Origin of the sequence: Acaryochloris marina S15, assembly GCF_018336915.1 — a bacterium.
GTDB classification, from domain to species: Bacteria; Cyanobacteriota; Cyanobacteriia; order Thermosynechococcales; family Thermosynechococcaceae; genus Acaryochloris; species Acaryochloris marina_A.
Genome location: NZ_CP064923.1, coordinates 1,912,868 through 1,930,240 on the forward strand (window position 1 = coordinate 1,912,868; position 17,373 = coordinate 1,930,240).

Consider the following 17,373-nt stretch of genomic DNA (forward strand, 5'->3'; position numbering starts at 1 on the left):
CATAAGCAGATCGCCCCGATATAAAAATTCTAGGTAGCATCGTGCTACCTAGAATTGAGAGACACAGACATAAAACTGTCATCCAAAATCAGCCACATCTGCTAGTCGATGGCTTGCTTAATGTCATCTTTGATATTTTCAACGGTATGTTGAACCGCAGCTTCAGACTGCTTGGCTCGTCCTTCCTCACGGTCTTGAGGATTGCCGGTGAGGTCACCCATGACTTCTTGGCCTTTACCTTCTAGATTCTTAACCGTGGCGTTTACTCTATCTTCAATACTCATTATGGAACTCCTTTATTGTCAGTGGTTTTGGCGATGTCATTAATCTATCAGTCGGTCCACTGGCTGGGACTCTACCCCAAGATGGGTTGATGAGTATTCCTAAAGGTAGATATCGATCCTGAGAGACTCTCACCCCTACTGGCTCCCTCTCCTCAACCCAAACTGATCGAAGATGCTACGGTTGTCTCTACAATTAAACTGGACATCATCTAGCAGCTTGAATTAATCCGTATCAGTGACTAGTAGCGTTCTAAGTCTCAACTTGCTTTGGAGATAAATCGGTAATGGCATCAGACACACCCACGCGAGGACAACTAGAGCGCTCTCTTGCCCAAAAAGTCCAGGCGTTATATCGCCATGAGTTAGGTCAGAAACCTAGCAAAGTCAGCTGCCAGCTTTGTGGGGAGAAATTTATCATTATTCTGGAAGATTCCTTGACCCAGCCTGAGCAAATCTTGGCCCAAGGTGGACAAGAGGATTTAGCTGAGAAGGTGCGGACTAATCTGGATGATTTCATGAAGCCACAACTGAAAAGTTTGGTAGAAGACGTTGCAGGGGTTAATGTCACAGACTTGCTCAGCGATGTGACCCTAGAGTCAGGACTAACAGGTATTATTGCGGTGCTAGAGGAAATGCCCACTCTCCGCAGTTCAAATTAAGATGGGCGGAGGTTAACCCTGATCTTCTTCCCACATACATTTTTCCCTCTGGTCAGAATTAAGCTCTAATCGCTACATTGAATGGCTCAATCAGTTGGGGCATGGTCTGAAACCCCAAGTGTCGGCAAATCAAGGATTGTAGATCATCAATAAGATAGGGTTTACAGAGATAGTCACAACATCCAGATTGCAACAGTTGATGTTTCTCTTCTGAACTCGCCAGACCCGTGACTGCAACAATGGAGACGGATTGAGCTTCAGGAAGCTGCCGCAGGTGCTGGAGAACTTCAAAGCCATTCATGTGAGGCATAACAATATCAAGAAGCACCAGATCTGGCCAAGTTTCTTGAATGATAGCCAGACCAGCCCGTCCCTCTTGGGCTAGCAACACATTGCACCCCAAGCTTGTGACCAGATGATATAGCAGTAATAGATTATCCTGATCGTCTTCAACAACCAAAATTAAGGGGCGTCGCTTCCTAGAGAAACTGCTGCCAGTACTAGAGGCAATATCTTGATCAGGGATAGAAGAAAGAAAATCCATATGCTCCACCGGGACAAGTACCGAGAATGACTGTCTCCTCAAATAGGAGAACGAAGCATTCCATGAGTGGCAGAAAGGCACTTAGGGTGGATTGGTCCGTTTTAGGCTTTACTGGGCGAAGGCTCTTTGCTCAAAAATATTCTGACTGTAATGAGGAAAGAGAGAATCAAGCTAGCAAAGCCAAAGCCTGATTATCTGAATTATAAATTAATTATAAAATACTTGGTGAATATCTTTGTAGTATTTGCCACACTCCAACAAAAAAATAGAAGCTAAAACATTTGGAAGCCTTTATCTTCTGTGGTCTCGGTTGATACTTGGGCAATGAGGGAAAGGTTATTAGCTATTGCTAGATTTCTCCACTTGCCATAACGATTCTTCTCCAGAAAACGATGCGATCTTCTTCTTGAATTAGAGAGCCTAGGCAATCTCTACATCCTTCTGAGGATATAGTGGATGGAGAAATCACGGAGAATGTTCTCTCCCACAGAGATATCTCAATCCACATATTCAACAGTCGCTTTTCTACTGAGATGAATTTTGTTCCTTTCCCCTTGATTGACAAACCAATCCATCCTTCATGAAAGGTAAACCCGCTCGCTGGATTGAAAGGTGGATTCGCTTTGGCTTTCTGATGAAAGGGTTTGTCTATATTTTGTTAGGCATTCTGGCAGTTCAAGCTGCCTTAACCTATCGTCAACAAGCCCAGGATACCCAGGGAGTCCTACGTGCGATCGCACATCAACCTTTAGGCAACCTTTTACTGATCATTGTTGCCGTTGGGCTAGCTGGATACTCTTTTGGGCGTTTGATCCAAGCCGTACTTTACCCAGAGTCTGACGGCAAGAGCCTCAAGCACTGGTTCAAGCGGGCGGGCTGTGGCATGAGTAGTCTGGCCTATGGTGCGTTGGCCTATACCGCCGTAGAGATTATTCAAGGGGTGAAGGAGGAGTCAGAACAGACCCAATTCTGGACCGCAAAAGTCTTATCCTGGCCCTTTGGTCAATGGCTGGTGGGGGGTGTCGGCATCGGTGTCCTGGGCATCGGTATCACCTTTTTCTATCGAACCTTGAAGGCTGATTTCCGCCAGCGACTCAAGCTGGGCACCATGAATACCCATCAGCGTACCGTTGTTGTAGCGATTGGTCGGGCAGGATACTTAGCAAGAGGGATCATCTTTGCCATTATTGGCGGGTATGTCATGCAAGCGGCCCATGCCTTTGATGCAGACAAAGTCAGATCATCAGAGGAGGCTTTGGTAACCATTAAACAACAACCCTACGGACCAGGGCTGTTGTCACTGGTGGCCGTAGGGTTGATAGCTTACGGGGTCCATATGGGACTCCAAGCCCGGTATCGTCAGATTGAACTACCTTGACCTCAATCACTATGGAGCGGTGGTGGAGGATTCAGCAGGCGCAGGACTCGTGGGTTCATTACTGGTGGGTTCATTGGGGGCGGCGGAATTCGCTGGCTCTGGGGCAGTGGGTTCGGAGTTGGTTGCCGGAGCGACTTCACTAGTAGGCGGCGTTGATGGTAATGGCTGGGGAGGTGCGGGTTGGGTTTGGATAATGGTGGGCTGGGTCGGCGCAGTTTCCGTGGTGCTTTCCGCCGCAGGTGGGTTAGGTAAGGTGATATTGATATCAGGGGGTGTTGAGGGTTCAGAGGGTTGGGCCGGAACCACAACTGGCGTTACCTCAGTATTCTGGTTATTGGTAAACAGGTACCAGGCTAAAATGCCTAAACCTAGGAAGGTTGTGGCAATGATGCCAACCAGAAGGCCCCGCGCCGCATTATCGTTATCTCGGATTTGGAGCTGGCGCTCCGTTTGTAATCGAGCCCGCTCGATACGCTCCTCTACTGCTGGATCATCACTGCGTAGTGTTTCTCGTCGACGACGCACGGTCCCATCAGCATGGCGAACTTCTTGATCAATGATGATTTCTTCATCGGTAGACGTTGTTCGAGGCTGGTTTAAATGGGTATTAGACATAGGGGTATTTCCTTAAAAAACAATCACTAAATCAATGAGGAACACAATTTAGATTTGATCAAACTGATTTAGCTTGTTGGTTCTATTCAGACTTTTCATTGCTGGGGCTAGACACATCAATGTCTGGCTTGGGTAGGTTGATTTCGGGCTTAGGAACATCGATGTTAATTTCAGGTGCATCAGGCTTAGGTACGTTGATGATGTCGGTATCCCCACCTGATTTTTGACTCGTTTGGGCAAATACCATCCATCCACCAATACCGAGCACCGCGACGGCAAAAACACCGATGAAAATTCCTGTGGCAGGATTGCTTCGACTCGCTCGACTTCCTGCTGCATAACCTTGCTCGTATCGAGCTTCTTCTCTATCGAATTGACTCATTATTTCTTCCTCAAAGATATAACTCAACTGTAGGGGAGGGATGTTTGATGGGTATCTGCCTAAAGGGGGAGATACTGTCCCCCTTTGTGGTCTGCCAAAAGGCAGAGTTTAAACTGTCTTTAGATAACCCATTACGTCTAGAAACTTTGGCTGGAGTAGTCTAGACACGCCTTCTTCCAGTGATAAGAGAAAAGATAAATAAGGCTAGAAAAACAAAGAAAAGAACTTTAGCGATGGAAGCTGCACCCGCAGCAATGCCACCGAACCCCAAAAAGGCTGCAATTAAGGCAATGATTAAAAATGTCAGGCTCCAACTAAGCATGAAATGTTCTCCTGTCGTTAAATGTGAGTGAATTTAGGCCCATCTAGATGAAGTCTGATACCAATGCATGACCCCATCCTGGACTCTCAACAATTCCCCCATAACTATCAGCATCGTGGTGTGCCAAAATAGCTTTTGTCCTTGCCCCCGTGTCTATGCAGCACAGCTCAACGGCTCTATTGTGATCGCTGATAGAATTGCTGCGAATAACTTGATTGGAGCCTCATGACGTTTTGTCGAAATGTAAGACGTGAGGCAGATGTGTAATCAAGTAATATTTTGCGAGTGATAAACCGTTATCAAATAAAGGTCCAGAGGCTGGTTTGGCACACTGGACCTAAATACCAGAAACTGAATAACTAAACGGAAGCAACCGTTAGTCAATGGCTTCTTTTACTTTGTCCTTAGCGTCTTCTGCTGTATGGCGGACGCCTGCTTCTGCTTGCTTAGCTTTACCCGCTGCTTGGTCTTCAGGATCGCCAGTTACGTTTCCCAGAGCTTCCTGGGCTTTTCCTTCAATGTTCTTAGCTGTAGCTTTAGCTCTATCTTCGGTACTCATAATAGTTGTGCCTCCTAAAGGCTGTGTCGTTGTGGGTGTGAACACCTTCAATACTAGGGAAGCTCACTCCAAAACTCGTCTGCCTAAAGGACGGTTGCTATAAGCAAGAACGTCTACCTATAGAGGGATTAATGGCGATTCAAGTTCTCTAGGATTTTCGCTTGAGTTCGTTTGTCTGAATACGTTACGGAAGGCCCCGTAAAGCTTTTATTTCGATACTCATGGTTAAACGTTTAGCCTGATCTCTGAAACTCTAATCACTTTTCACACATCCTAATCAATCGCTCTATACCTTTCGGTAGAGTAGCTAGAGAATCAATACCTTCCCTGTGAGAGAAGAATGATTCAGCCTTTCTTGATTTACTAGCTACTAGAGACAACAAAGGAAAAAATAAATATGCGTTCTTATAACATTGGTTTGACTACTGAACAGCGTCAAGGTGTTATTCAACTTTTAAATCAAGACTTAGCTGATTTATATCTACTCGTGATCAAAACCAAGAAATATCACTGGGATGTAGTTGGCCCCCAATTCATGACTCTACATAAGCTTTGGGAAGAACATTATGAAATCCTTACCGCCAATGTTGATGCTTGTGCTGAGCGGATTCGGGCGTTAGGAGGATACCCTCTAGGGACTGCCAAAGGATTTCTCGATAACTCAACTCTCAATGAACATCCTGGTGACCTACCTACAGCAACGGATATGGTGGCTCGCCTGGTGAATGATCATGAGCAGGTTATTCGTAATTTAAGAGAGCATCTCGATCAGTGCTCTGAGCAGTTCCATGATGAGGGAACGGCTGATTTCTTAACGGGTTTAATGGAAGAGCATGAAGAGATGGCTTGGATGCTGAGATCCTTTATTGAAGGAGAACAAGTCGATGCAAGCGGTTCTCGTTCTGGTTTGGATCTGCATGCTAGCGTCCAATAGATTGATGTCCCTATGCTTGATTTGACGTTCAGGCATAGGGACAGTACTAAGCCTGCTGAAGTTTTTTGATATAGATACTCGAAACCCATGGATACTGCACTCTTTGACACTATCTTCCGTGAGCAGAACGGTGAAATTGTGATTGCTCAGCTTCCAAATTTGACCCTCTCTGTCTGGATTGGAGCCAGCCTGCTGCAATTGGTATTGACGAGTGAGCCGATTAATCTGGGATTAGAGTTAGTGGCTTTCGTTGCAATAGTGATTTGGGCCTTGCAAGAGTCCTTTGAAGGGGTTAACTATTTCCGTAGAGGGTTGGGACTCGTCGTATTTCTGGTTGCGATCGCACATCAGATCCACTCTTTCCTGGTTGGCTAAGATGCTCCGAGTATTCCCCTCTCAGATTCGCAGGTGCTGGAATAGCCCAATATTAAAACCTGAATATTCTCCTTGATAGGAAAGGAACCCAAAAAATAACCGATGCAGTTTGTTTCTGATCCACCGATTGAACTCAAAATTGATGAAATGAAGAAAAGGGTGTGCTGGCAACACCCTTTAATTTCGAGCAAAAATATCGACCAAACCAAAGTGGTGTTGGAGAATGAGGAATCGGATCATCAAGATTTCTCGTTCTTGGTACTCGGAGATAGTGGCACAGGCCAATATCGCGGGGATAGTCCCCAACGACGAGTCATGGAACTGCTGTTGGATCAGGGGGAAGGGGCTAACTTTGCCCTGCATACAGGAGATGTTGTCTATCTCGTGGGCTCCAACGAGCAGTATGCCGAGAATTTTATCGATCCTTATCGGGAGTGGTTAGTGGGGGGACATCAACCCGACACGATTGACTATGACCAGATGGTGTTTAAATTCCCATTCTTCCCTGTACCAGGTAATCACGATTATTATGATTTGCCCTGGATATGGGGGTTGATGTCGAAGGTGACTTCGCCCCTGCGCAAGCTATTCCAGCGCCAATTTGATTTAGATGTGGGTTGGCATGGCTCACATAAGGGAGATGTGTATGCCAGAGCTTTTTTAGATTACCTGCAAGGATTGAGTGACTCGGACATACAACAACATCTGGACACCCACTACACGTCCTCCTCAGAGTCTGAGAAATGTCTGCGATATCGACCAGGCGAATTCACACGGCTCCCAAATCGGTACTATCAATTTCGCCAGGGTGGGATTGATTTTTTTGCCCTTGATTCCAATACGTTTAATGCTCCCCAATGTTTACCCAATACACCAGCGGGAAAGTTACTGAAGGAACAACTGCTGAAAACCCGCCAAGTCCTGATGCAGAAAAAGACAGAAGCATTGAGGTCGGCAGTTGAAGCAGCCCATTTAGATGTTGAGGAAGCTTATAGCAAGGTCGAACAAATTGAAGAGCAACTTCTAGATATTGATAAGCAGTTAACGAATGATACCGAGTCTGTTGTGGATATTGAACAATTGACGTGGCTGAAGCGGCAGCTGATTCAATCCTGGCAGGATCCGAAGGTCCGGGGCCGAATTTTGTTTTTCCACCATCCCCCCTATGTGACCGAAGCCACAAAGTGGTATCAGGGACAAACCTTAGCAGTGCGGCAAAATCTCCGGTGGGTTCTCAATGAAGTCCAAAGTGAGGTGACTGAACTTATAAAAGGTAGACCTCTAGTCGATTTGATTATCAATGGACATGCCCATTGCCTGGAGTACCTGAAGACGGAAAATACGGGGCATGCAGATTCACATCTCAATTGGGTGATTTGCGGTGGTAGCGGTTTTAGTCTGCGCCGTCAGCGGTCTGAAGGGCCTGAGTTAACGGAAAAACTAGATGGAGAAACAGAGCGTATTGTGGCGCGATCGCAATTCTACATCGGACGATATGGACATGGCTCTCAAAAACATCGACCCTATTCTGGCCTGCGGATTGATGTCAAAGCCGGAACACCTCCCAAAATCATCCTTCAACCTCTAGTTGCTGAACGATTTCAGCATCAGTGGCAAAATCATGTCATGGATGCAATTGAAATCGGCTGAGATTAACTGCTAAACCAAGCCCCCAAAGGAATAACCAATATTCGGCTATTTCTTTGGGGGCTTATTGCAACCGGCTGGGTTAGCGAATCGCTGCTGGATTAGTCTGGCAGTCGCAGATAAAACTACTCAAAATATCTTTCGCCACAGCTAGAGGTCCGGTGCCATCCGATGCTTGTTCGGCAGTGCCGATGAGGCCATCAATGGTTCCAGCCACTTTAGCCACTCGAACACCATCAACGGTGAGTTGGGAGGTGGGGTACTTCTGCAAAAACTCTAAAAAAGAAATTTGATTATCATCACTTAGAGAGAGCAGGATAGCTGACCGAAGGGCCTGCATATTGGCTTTGCGGCTGGGGGTATGAATGACTTGCCCTGCTTGAAAGAGGGCATATTCTCCAGGTAATATCGTCAAAATTTTATCAGCCGTACGCAAGTTGACCTTGAGACTTTTGGTCATAAATTGGCGGGCGGTTTCTGGATCTTGCCCTGATACATTCAGGAAGAATTTGAGTTTGGAAGATGCTTTGCCAGTCTCAGCAAAGGTTTCTAACTCATCAATACTCAGAGATTGACCAAACTGATTGTAAGTAAAGATAACTTTTTCTGCAGCCTGCACAGATGCAGTCGGCGCGATCAAACTAGTCGCCGAGATGGAGGCGACAGCAGAAAAAGTGAGACCTTTAACCATCCTCCAACGCCTAAATTTTTGAAATACCGAATGCCAAGTGGTCATGAATCGACTCCGTAAACAGTAGTGAATCCTTTCAGCAACAAAACAGGGGAATAAGAAGAGCACTCATGGGGACGATGCTCAAATATTCCCTTCAAGATCTATTGAGCTTGAGCTGAACTAGCAGGTGTTTGAGTTGTGGAGGTCGGAGCTTGAAGCATTGACGGAGTAGACTTGGCACTGGATTGCTCTTCTGGTGAATTGCTGTTTACCGACACAGTCATTGTGGGTTTTTCTTCTGCACAATTATCAGACACCTTCTCGGCTTGATAGGTTGCTTGTGAATCTTTGCTGGAGGACGCTTGTGTTGTTTTACAATCGCAAACAAAGTCTGACAATACGTCTTTTGCAACCTCTAGAGCCGGTAATGTTTTTTCGACAAAGCCGCTGACTTGGGTGTAAGTGCCTTCTAAGTTGGTTACATCAACTCGAATGGTGTTCTGGGGATATTTATCGATAATTTCCATAAAGGAAATTCGCTCATCCTCAATGGAGTTAAGGACCGCTGTTTTCAGGGATTCGAGCCCATCTTCTGTTCTGCCAGATGTGCTAGAAATAGTCTGATCAAGCTTGAAGAGTAGAAATTCTCCATTAGAGCCTTCCAGAAAACTTTGTAAAAAAGTAGGTACAGTGATTTGTTCAGAAAGTGCTTTACGGACAATTCCTGGGAGTTCTAGATCGGTTTCTAGTAGCTTTTTCAACGATGTAGGAAGTTCTCCCGTATTGCTGAAGTCATCCAGTTCGCTGCGAGTCACTGTTACTTCGGTGTTTTTATAGCGGACAAATATACTCTCAGCAGCTTGTGTTTGAGTCGCAAAAAATGAAGTACTAATGGTTGTTAGACCGATAACTCCCCAAGAGAGTAGGGCTTGGAACGCAGTTTTCATATGGAGACTCCTTACAATGAGCTTAGCTTCTGAAGCGAACAGATTTATCTAAGTTGCTAGCAATGCAACTGTGGTTCGATCCGGTTTATCTGTTGTTCATTGTTATGGGTTGCCTAGGAATTTCAATCCTCTCTGGGGCTAGGATGCGTTCTCTCAAATTCGGCCTTTGGGAAGATGTATCAACGTAACCTTTATGAAGAGTGATTTTCTGAAACGAGAGGATTACAGTTCCTATCGGGAAATCATAGACGAGAGAACCTTCTCACCTTGGCTAAAGCCGCTTAAAACTAAGTGATTCCAAAAGGTGACGGGTAAATAATTCTGCAGTGCTTACTTCTGCTGGGGGCATCCATTACACTCTATCCCCGAATAGAAAACAAAGGTTTAAGTGCCAAGTCGTTCTTGCAAAGCATCGGACATATAAGCCCGATCTCCTAACCGTTGCAATAGGGGACCATGCTCATCAAATTTCACAATGCTGATGGAGCCTGCCAAACAGTCAATGCGATCGCGATATCGTCCTAAATCTATGCCTAACAGTTGGCACAGGATAATCCGGATCGTTGTTTTGTGGGACACCACAAGTACCGGTCCATTACTACAGGTGTCTTCGATTTCTGCCATCACTGACATGGCTCGATTGGCCACCTCAACCGCTGTTTCTCCTCCACCCGGTGGAGAATTCCAGGCAGGCTCAGTCATCCAGCGAATGTAGTCTTCTAAGTATTGTGATTTGACTTCATCCCGTGCCTTCTCTTCCCAATCACCAAAACTCATTTCTCGCAGACCTGCTCGGACCTGTGGCTCCATCCCCAATGCCTTGCAAAGGGGGGCCGCCGTTGCAGCTGTGCGTTTCATGGGGCTGGTAAAAATAGCCTGCCAGGGCATGTGGGCATAGGCTCGGGCAAACTCCTCAGCCATTGCTTTACCTGGGTCGGTTAACTCTAGATCAAGTTCACCGCAGAATCCACCGCTTATACTAAATGGCGTCTCACCATGCCGTAAAAAATAGACCTGTAGTCCCATTGTTAAACCGTTCCTAAAGGGATTGTTTTGTTTGAGTTTAGAGTTGACGACTCAGCCAAAGGAGATAAATGGGTTCGTTTCAGTAACTGTACCGGGCAAATAAGGATGGAGAGCGTTCAAGCTGATGCTGTAGCCATACTTTGCTGAAGACGATGACGGATGGCTACTTTTTCTAGCAAACCCATCAGCACCCCACTTTCGTTAACCACCGCTATGGTTTGCAGTTTTTCTTTGTCCAGAAGAGCCACAATATCTAGCAGTGATTGATTGGACTGCACGACAGGGGGGAGTACCGTTGGCTGTAAGATTTCTTGGACTGACACTTGGGGCCATTTCATAGTGGGAACAGTATTCAGATCTTCTAAGTTGACGGACCCCACGAGCTGTCCTTTCTCATCGACGACGAGAAACTTAGAAACCTTACCCTGATAAGGGATAGCCTGATTGGCAAGCTGTCGGAGGGAATCATTGAGTTCAATCACAAACTCACCTTCGGTCACCACATCTGCTGCAGTGTATCGACTCAGCTCTTCCTGAAGCTTAGAAGATTGGAACGCTCGCCCTGCATTTTGGTACAAGAACCAACCAATCAGTGCATTCCAGACACTGAGACTCAGGATACCGGATGCGATCGCAACACCACCCACAACCTGTCCAGCGCGGGCTGCGATTCTGATGCCTCGATAGCGATTGCCCGTAAACTTCCACACCGCTGCTTTTAGAACATTTCCACCATCTAAGGGTAGGCCTGGAATCATATTGAACAAAGCAAGGAATAGGTTAATCGTGGCGAGAAACCCAACGATGGCAGCAATCGGGCCGCTAGGCAGCATCATGCCTCCATAGGAGAGGAGCGCCCAAAGGAGAACGCTGACGGCAGGACCGGCGATGGCAATAGCAAATGCCCCTGAAGGTGTTTTAGATTCTTCCTCTAGACTGGCGAGTCCACCAAACAGAAAGAGTGAAATGGACTTAACCTCAATTCCTTGTTGCATCGCCACCAGGCTATGACCGAGTTCATGGGCGAGTACCGAACTAAACAGCAAAAGTGCTGTTCCAAAGCCTAGGAGCCAGGGTCCAATCCCGATTAACTCTGGAAACTGAGCAGCTAGACCATTGCCATAGGTCCAAGAAAAAAACGCTAACACCAGAAACCATGATGCATTGAGATAGAAAGGGATGCCAAAGAGGCTACCTAGTCTAAAGTTACTGTTCATGAAAAAACTCCTAATCGATGGATGAGCAATCCTCCTCGAAAGGTCTGCGATATTGCTCCTTACCTGTAATTGTAACGAAGTGTAAACTTTTACTGTTCCGTAGTAACCGCTCTGAAGCGTTCGGTTCTCCTGTGGGGTGGTTCAGTTACCCAGCGCTGATCTAACTCAACGCCCTTAAGAGAGACTTGCCAGACGGTACTGGGCCAATCAATGGGTTGAGCAGATTGCAGAAAGTCAATCCGTTGATCAGAATTGAGGACTTTTCCTTGTAAAATTTCTCAGGCTCTAGCCGTCAAGCTTTCAGTTTGGCTACATTGCCAGCTAATCCTGTTAGAGAATTGTGCTCCAATCCTAGACTGATCAACTTTATCGATTGCCTCCAAAAAACTTCGTAGACTGTTGGTATTGCTATAAGGGAGAAATCCTGATGGGATACACTCGCATTCTGGCAGCAATAGATGCTTCATCTTTGCGATCGATTGTGTATGAGCAGGCTTTGGAAACGGCTCAACTTCACCAAGCTGAGTTATTGCTGTTGCATACTATTGAAGCGGATATTAGTGCATCGTCGGGAACGCCTCTCGATACTGGTTACCTCTCTCCATCTGTGGTGGATCTGCAGATGGCTCAGCAAGCTTGGGAGGTGCAACTTGCAGACGCAACACAATGGCTCCAGGAATTTTGCCAAATTGCAGAACAGCAAGGCGTGAAGGCAACCTTTGAAGCTGAGTTGGGAAATCCAGGGTATCAAGTGTGCGATCGCGCTCGGGATTGGCAGGCTGACTTAATCGTTGTAGGACGACATGGCCGCACTGGCTTAACTGAACTCATATTGGGAAGTGTCAGCAATCACGTCGTTCACCATGCCTCTTGTTCCGTCTTGGTGATTCAGGGAGAAGAAACGGTTGTGGACGTGTCCGACTAACTGTAGCCTTTGGGAGTTTTAAGGTGATTCAGTAGGATTCTCCGGTGCTATAGTTCGTTGCCACCAACCTTCAAGGTTGGTGGCAGACAGAAGGGAAGAGTTTAACAGATGCATGACATCAGCCCTTTCCTAGCTAGCTTGGGGTTGCTGAGGACCTGAACCAAACAGATCGGTTCCAGCTAGGCCAAAGATCACCATAGGCCAACCATCAGAGATCAGGTTTAAGCCCACGAGAAGACCTAAAATCCAGGCAGAGTCAGCAGGCCAGCCCAACATAATGGAAACACCAAACACCACAGCAAACAAACCGCTACCCAGGGTCCAATACCAGCCAGACTCTTCTTCTCGCATGCGGATCGCCATGATGGCTTGCAAAATACCTTCTACGAGAATGAAAGATCCAATTGCAAGGGTCAGGCTGAGGACACCTTGAAGGGGATAAAACAGCAGCAATGCACTAGAGCCAATGTAGCCTGCACCTAGCAAGAGCTTAAAGACTAAGCTTTTGACATTAGCGCGAGACCGATAGGCATAAATCAGTTGAATAATACCGCTGCTAAAAAAGACGCTCGCAATGACTAGCTCAGTGGCTAGGGTGCTGATAAAGGGCATGGCAATAGCCACAACTCCTAAGACGACGAGCAATGCCCCCAGGGCAATAGACCATTTCCCTAATGAGGGGTCGTTGTTTTGTATATCTTGGTTACTCATGTAAAAATCCTTTTGTACTGCGAAATTTGGTCGTGCCTCAAGTAATTGTGGGTTGAGTATACTAGAGGCTCAGCTCAGCTTCTAACCTACCCATGCAATGCCCACTATGCGGTCATTCCAAAGCACACAAGCATGGCAAGATGCCCAACATGCTTCAACGATACCGTTGTCCTGAGTGCCAGCAGACCTTTACTGAACGCTTTGATACCCTTTACTATCGTCGTCAGGTGAGTCCAGAGCAGGTCCGACAAGTTCTCCAAGCCCATGCAGAAGGGAGTAGTCTTCGAGGTATCACTCGGACCAGTGGCCTGGCTTACAACACTGTAGTCTCTCTAGTAAGAGCTGCTAGCCAACGATCTCAGCAACTCCATAATGGGCGTATTTAGCGGATCGGGGATGCCTTAGTTTTCGGAATGGTCACCTCTGGGAATAAGGAGTCAAACCGTTCATTGACCCAGGCAATTCTCAAGATCAGTAAATGGTTGAAACCATCCTCACTCCAGCGCATGCCAACTCCCTTAAAGCGCTGCTGAATCAACCACTTGCATGCACTTTCAACCATTCCTGACCCGAGAGGAATCTGTTGCTGTTCAAAGTGCCGATAACGGATGTGGTTATGATGGCGTTGGAAATAAGCCTGCACCTGGAGCAACGTTGAAAAAGACTTTCCCGTTAACAGTTGTGAGTGAATCAATATCGTCAAGGACCGTAATACAAGTAGGTGTTGCCCGTGTCGCAATTGGTGTCGCCAGTGCCGGAACCAGGCTTGGGCTTGAGCAGAGCGGGCATCTCCAAACATCGCTTTAGTTGCTCGTGCCAGATGGCCTGCTGAATGAAAAAAGTCGAGGACTGCCACAGCACAATGAGAGAACAAGGTGCGATAGACTCGCCAGAAGCCTCGTCCCCCATCACTGAGCCAGATGACTTTTGGAGCAGATTCAAAGTCTTGTTTGTGAGCTTCGAGTTGAAGTAAAGGGATGAACTGGTCGATATCGCCCAATACTGCCACCAGTCTTCGACGCAGTAATTGGGGGACCTCCTTTTTAGCTCGGGTAACCCGTGTTCCCAGGCGAGCTAAGATGGCGACTTTGACTTCTCGCCACTGGATTTTTCCCTTGGGTGAGTTCGGGGTGGGGCGAAAGGGGACCATCACACCATCGGCGGCAATGGCCAAAGGTAGAGCAGATAACATCTCTGAAATCGCTTCACAAGGGGCCTGAGTCCCTGATGATTGAGCGTTGAGTTGAGCTTCTAATTCCTGCTGAGCTTTGTTACCCACGGATTGCACCCAGTTCCACAAACTGGATGGACTCACGGATAGACCACTCCACTGACCCAGCATCCAACTGGCCAGTTCATAGGGCATGAACAGACTCAACAAGCAGCCCAGACGCACCAGTTCTTCGCTGCTGTGCTGATAGGGGGCAATCCCAATGGCTTGATCCAGGGGAGTCAACAGACTGCCTGGACATCCTTTGGGACAACGGCCCACCCGTCGCTTTCAAGAGATAGTGCCTACCAGTGTCTGCATCTGACGAGATTCCCATCCCTTCGAATGTAAGCGGGTTCCGCAGGTAGTACATACAGGCCATACAAATACTGCTTTCGCGCGCCTTGAGAGTTCATCCTCCAGAAGACAGCGAGCTAGAAACAAGCCCATTTGCAGAACGATATAAACCATCTGACTCAGGCTGGTTGATACTTTGAGTGCTTCAGTTTGTTCTAGAAATTCGTCATGGGCTAGCACGGTTAGCAATTGCGATGGTAGGGTCATGATAGTTTTTTGGTTCGGGTACAGGATCTATTGTCCTTGACCCGTTTTTCTTTGAGCCATGCATCCCCGATCCTTTGCTTACGCCCCTCCATAATGGCCAAGTGCAAGCCGTTGAAACGGAGGATGTCAGTGCAGATGAAATGTGGTCCTTTGTGAAAAAAAGCAAAAACACTGTCTTCCCCATGAGCTAGAGATGGGTGATTGTTGGATGGCGATTACCTTGGCAAACACAAGCGGCGTGATCCTCTCGTGTCGTGTGGGCAAGCACACCGATTCATTATTGAATGAACTGGTGACTAGCACTGAAGGTAAGACCGATTGCAAGGACTGGAATAGCGACGATTGGGGGGGGTACGAAAGAGTGTTGCCTTGGGAGATTGACCATTACATTGGCAAGGACAGAACTCAACGACTCGAACGCACCAATGGCATTATTCGGCAGCACAGTGGTCGATGGCATCGACGCCAGAACAAATTTGGCAAAGTGTGGGCGCAAACCAAAGTCACTGCTCGATTAGTGGTCAGCTATTTCAATTGGATTTGGACACACAGTCGGCTTAAAACAACGGCGGCACAACGTGCTGATCTAGCCTCGCGAACTTGGCATTGGGATGACATACTCACCTACCCCACAATTGTTTGATGCACGACCCGAAATTTGAGTTTCAATTCCGCTTAACAAGCTGTAACTATCATCTCTGAAATGGTTTGGATTCGAATCTACCCCTAGAGAGACAGGCTATGGGCTAAGGGTCTGACCTAAGAAGGAGATTAAGCTTCGATAAGCAGTCGTTGGGGTGGCTTATTGGGCTCCTCAAGATCAGACCGCGGCTAAAGATTGGTCGGAGCGAAAAGTTCTATAGCTTAAATGCGAAGCCCTATCCGTCCAGGACCTTTTCTAGGTGGGCATTCGTTTTATTGCTCTTAACTAAAGCCTTAGAGAGGGCTACAGTTTATCGATTTCCGAATATTGGTTAACTGCAGTCTGGCCCTAGGAATAAGCCCAAGTCTACGGATGTTCTTGTACGTCAAGAGGTAGAGACTGTTAGGGTTGGTTGCTAGCAATACCTTATATGTCAACGTTGGTTTTGATTTTGCGATCGCTCTTATGGTTACTCCTCGGATTGACCGGGGTGATATTAGTCAGCTTGTATATTCGAGGGGCATTTCGCACACCCGTAACCTATCGAGTCGAAGACGGTCCCAGCCCAGAAGAATCTAGATTTCCAACGGTGCTGGCTAGTTTGTCTACCTCTTTGATCACCTCAGGAACGATCACCCAGTTCTGGTCCAAACCCGATCAGATTCAGGCGGCTCGGTTAGAGGCCATTAAAACTGCCCAACGGACGATTCATTTTGAGACGTTTTTTATGACACCGGGGCGTCGAGCCAATGACTTTGCCGCAGCCCTAGCGGAGCGGGCAACCGCAGGTGTACAAGTACAGCTCGTGATTGACGCTTATGGTGCCCATACCCTACCCAATCGTTATTGGCAGCGGCTCCAATCCGCGGGCGTGCAGGTGGAATTCTTCAATCGATTGGACTGGCGGGCACCCTCTAATTTTGCCGGTCGTACCCACCGAAAGTTACTGCTGATTGATGGAAATGTTGGGTTGATTGGCGGTGCAGGTATCTCTGATCATTGGGACGGAGACGAACAAACTGCTCCCTGGCTAGATATTGAGGTTTGCTTAGAAGGAGAGATCGTACCCATTTTAGAGGGCATGTTTATTCAGCATTGGACCTACAGCGGTGGCGAGGCCAATCTCAGAGCCGAGATCTTTCAGACTGATCCAGCTCAGGACCCAACATTGATGTTGGTGACACCCGGGAATAATCCCACCTACCGTTTTTCTCCAATTCGGGCGCTGAAAGAAAATACGATTGTGGCTGCCAGAAAGCGGATTTGGTTAGCGAGCCCCTATCTGATTCCAGACCGAAACACTCGTGAACTCCTGATCGAAGCCAAGCAGTCTGGCGTGGATGTTCGCATCCTCACATCCACCCTTGAAAATATCGATAAAAAATACGTTTACTATGCCGCTTATGAATTATGTGGCGATCTGCTCAAAAACGGCATTGAGATTTACGAATATCTTCCCAATATGACCCATGCCAAGATGCTGCTGATTGATGACCGATGGGTCAATATTGGCAGTGCTAACTTCGACCCCCGTAGTTTCTTTCATAATGAGGAACTAGATATTTCCACTGCCGAGCCCAGGCTTCAACAGTCAGTTGAACAAGTGTTTGTAGACGCATTTGCCCAAAGTCAGACCATGAGCTTTAAGGATTGGCAACAGCGCTCTTGGTGGCGGCATCGGTTGTTCGGCAGTTTGGTTCGGTTTATTCAATGGCAACTTTAGAGGTGGGCAAAACCATTACCGATCGAGGGACTGCC

General features: G+C 47.2%; 18 protein-coding genes and 3 pseudogenes. 9 read left to right on the forward strand and 12 right to left on the reverse strand.

The features are described 5' to 3' along the window. Nucleotides 1–101: 101 nt before the first annotated feature. Nucleotides 102–284 carry a CsbD family protein gene (locus I1H34_RS09430; protein WP_212665384.1) on the reverse strand — a complete coding sequence of 61 codons (183 nt, stop codon included), beginning with the start codon at nucleotides 282–284 and terminating at the stop codon, nucleotides 102–104. A gap of 284 nt (nucleotides 285–568) precedes the next feature. Here I1H34_RS09430 and I1H34_RS09435 point away from each other — a divergent pair, with 284 nt between their 5' ends. Next, a complete protein-coding gene (locus I1H34_RS09435; protein ID WP_212665385.1) occupies nucleotides 569–943 on the forward strand; it encodes a Na-translocating system protein MpsC family protein in 375 nt (124 codons plus the stop codon). Nucleotides 944–1,001: 58 nt separating this feature from the next. On the opposite strand, the gene I1H34_RS09440 is transcribed toward I1H34_RS09435, so the two are convergent. Further along, the gene (locus tag I1H34_RS09440; protein ID WP_212665386.1) at nucleotides 1,002–1,487 is read right to left on the reverse strand and encodes a response regulator; all 486 of its coding nucleotides are present in this window, start codon (nucleotides 1,485–1,487) and stop codon (nucleotides 1,002–1,004) included. A 580-nt stretch (nucleotides 1,488–2,067) separates the two neighbouring features. On the opposite strand from I1H34_RS09440, the gene I1H34_RS09445 reads away from it, so the two are divergent. After that, complete coding sequence (locus I1H34_RS09445; RefSeq protein ID WP_212665387.1) at nucleotides 2,068–2,865, forward strand: DUF1206 domain-containing protein; 798 nt, start codon at nucleotides 2,068–2,070, stop codon at nucleotides 2,863–2,865. A gap of 9 nt (nucleotides 2,866–2,874) precedes the next feature. Here I1H34_RS09445 and I1H34_RS09450 read toward each other — a convergent pair whose 3' ends face one another. The 4 genes from I1H34_RS09450 to I1H34_RS09465 form a co-directional block, all read right to left on the reverse strand. Further along, nucleotides 2,875–3,480 (reverse strand): hypothetical protein, encoded by a 606-nt coding sequence (locus I1H34_RS09450; protein WP_212665388.1) that lies wholly within the window; start codon nucleotides 3,478–3,480, stop codon nucleotides 2,875–2,877. An 82-nt stretch (nucleotides 3,481–3,562) separates the two neighbouring features. After that, nucleotides 3,563–3,862 (reverse strand): hypothetical protein, encoded by a 300-nt coding sequence (locus tag I1H34_RS09455; protein ID WP_212665389.1) that lies wholly within the window; start codon nucleotides 3,860–3,862, stop codon nucleotides 3,563–3,565. 160 nt (nucleotides 3,863–4,022) lie between these two features. Continuing rightward, the gene (locus I1H34_RS09460) at nucleotides 4,023–4,184 is read right to left on the reverse strand and encodes a DUF1328 domain-containing protein (RefSeq protein ID WP_212665390.1); all 162 of its coding nucleotides are present in this window, start codon (nucleotides 4,182–4,184) and stop codon (nucleotides 4,023–4,025) included. 376 nt (nucleotides 4,185–4,560) lie between these two features. Next, nucleotides 4,561–4,743, reverse strand: coding sequence for a CsbD family protein (locus I1H34_RS09465; protein ID WP_212665391.1), 183 nt, complete (start codon nucleotides 4,741–4,743; stop codon nucleotides 4,561–4,563). A 397-nt stretch (nucleotides 4,744–5,140) separates the two neighbouring features. Here I1H34_RS09465 and I1H34_RS09470 point away from each other — a divergent pair, with 397 nt between their 5' ends. From I1H34_RS09470 to I1H34_RS09480, 3 genes are all read left to right on the forward strand, one after another. Beyond that, on the forward strand, nucleotides 5,141–5,677 hold the full coding sequence (locus tag I1H34_RS09470; protein WP_212665392.1) for a Dps family protein: 537 nt from the start codon (nucleotides 5,141–5,143) through the stop codon (nucleotides 5,675–5,677). A gap of 87 nt (nucleotides 5,678–5,764) precedes the next feature. Then, nucleotides 5,765–6,052, forward strand: coding sequence for a hypothetical protein (locus tag I1H34_RS09475; RefSeq protein WP_212665393.1), 288 nt, complete (start codon nucleotides 5,765–5,767; stop codon nucleotides 6,050–6,052). A 102-nt stretch (nucleotides 6,053–6,154) separates the two neighbouring features. Then, entirely contained in the window at nucleotides 6,155–7,702 is a 1,548-nt protein-coding gene (locus I1H34_RS09480) for a metallophosphoesterase family protein (RefSeq protein WP_212665394.1), read from the forward strand. A 79-nt stretch (nucleotides 7,703–7,781) separates the two neighbouring features. On the opposite strand, the gene I1H34_RS09485 is transcribed toward I1H34_RS09480, so the two are convergent. The 4 genes from I1H34_RS09485 to I1H34_RS09500 all read right to left on the reverse strand — a co-directional run bounded on the left by I1H34_RS09485 (nucleotide 7,782) and on the right by I1H34_RS09500 (nucleotide 11,562). After that, nucleotides 7,782–8,390, reverse strand: a complete 609-nt coding sequence (locus tag I1H34_RS09485) for an alpha/beta hydrolase (protein WP_249369952.1) — start codon at nucleotides 8,388–8,390, stop codon at nucleotides 7,782–7,784. A gap of 143 nt (nucleotides 8,391–8,533) precedes the next feature. Next, on the reverse strand, nucleotides 8,534–9,319 hold the full coding sequence (locus I1H34_RS09490; protein WP_212665396.1) for an alpha/beta hydrolase: 786 nt from the start codon (nucleotides 9,317–9,319) through the stop codon (nucleotides 8,534–8,536). Nucleotides 9,320–9,703: 384 nt separating this feature from the next. After that, complete coding sequence (locus tag I1H34_RS09495; RefSeq protein ID WP_212665397.1) at nucleotides 9,704–10,345, reverse strand: histidine phosphatase family protein; 642 nt, start codon at nucleotides 10,343–10,345, stop codon at nucleotides 9,704–9,706. A 116-nt stretch (nucleotides 10,346–10,461) separates the two neighbouring features. After that, nucleotides 10,462–11,562: a site-2 protease family protein gene (locus I1H34_RS09500; RefSeq protein WP_212665398.1), complete on the reverse strand. Its 1,101-nt coding sequence runs from the start codon at nucleotides 11,560–11,562 to the stop codon at nucleotides 10,462–10,464. Nucleotides 11,563–11,989: 427 nt separating this feature from the next. Here I1H34_RS09500 and I1H34_RS09505 point away from each other — a divergent pair, with 427 nt between their 5' ends. After that, nucleotides 11,990–12,487, forward strand: a complete 498-nt coding sequence (locus I1H34_RS09505; protein WP_212665399.1) for a universal stress protein — start codon at nucleotides 11,990–11,992, stop codon at nucleotides 12,485–12,487. Nucleotides 12,488–12,616: 129 nt separating this feature from the next. On the opposite strand, the gene I1H34_RS09510 is transcribed toward I1H34_RS09505, so the two are convergent. Then, nucleotides 12,617–13,198, reverse strand: coding sequence for an HdeD family acid-resistance protein (locus I1H34_RS09510; RefSeq protein ID WP_212665400.1), 582 nt, complete (start codon nucleotides 13,196–13,198; stop codon nucleotides 12,617–12,619). Nucleotides 13,199–13,290: 92 nt separating this feature from the next. Here I1H34_RS09510 and I1H34_RS09515 point away from each other — a divergent pair. Next, nucleotides 13,291–13,581: pseudogene (locus tag I1H34_RS09515) on the forward strand (IS1/IS1595 family N-terminal zinc-binding domain-containing protein); the annotation flags it as partial. Here the strand turns inward: I1H34_RS09515 and I1H34_RS09520 are convergent. After that, a pseudogene (locus I1H34_RS09520) lies at nucleotides 13,581–14,972 on the reverse strand (ISKra4 family transposase). The pseudogenes I1H34_RS09515 and I1H34_RS09520 sit on opposite strands and share 1 nt — an antisense overlap. A gap of 86 nt (nucleotides 14,973–15,058) precedes the next feature. Here I1H34_RS09520 and I1H34_RS09530 point away from each other — a divergent pair. Continuing rightward, a pseudogene (locus tag I1H34_RS09530) lies at nucleotides 15,059–15,615 on the forward strand (IS1 family transposase); the annotation flags it as partial. Between the two features lie 430 nt (nucleotides 15,616–16,045). Further along, nucleotides 16,046–17,338, forward strand: a complete 1,293-nt coding sequence (locus I1H34_RS09535; RefSeq protein WP_212665403.1) for a phospholipase D-like domain-containing protein — start codon at nucleotides 16,046–16,048, stop codon at nucleotides 17,336–17,338. Nucleotides 17,339–17,373: the final 35 nt, after the last annotated feature.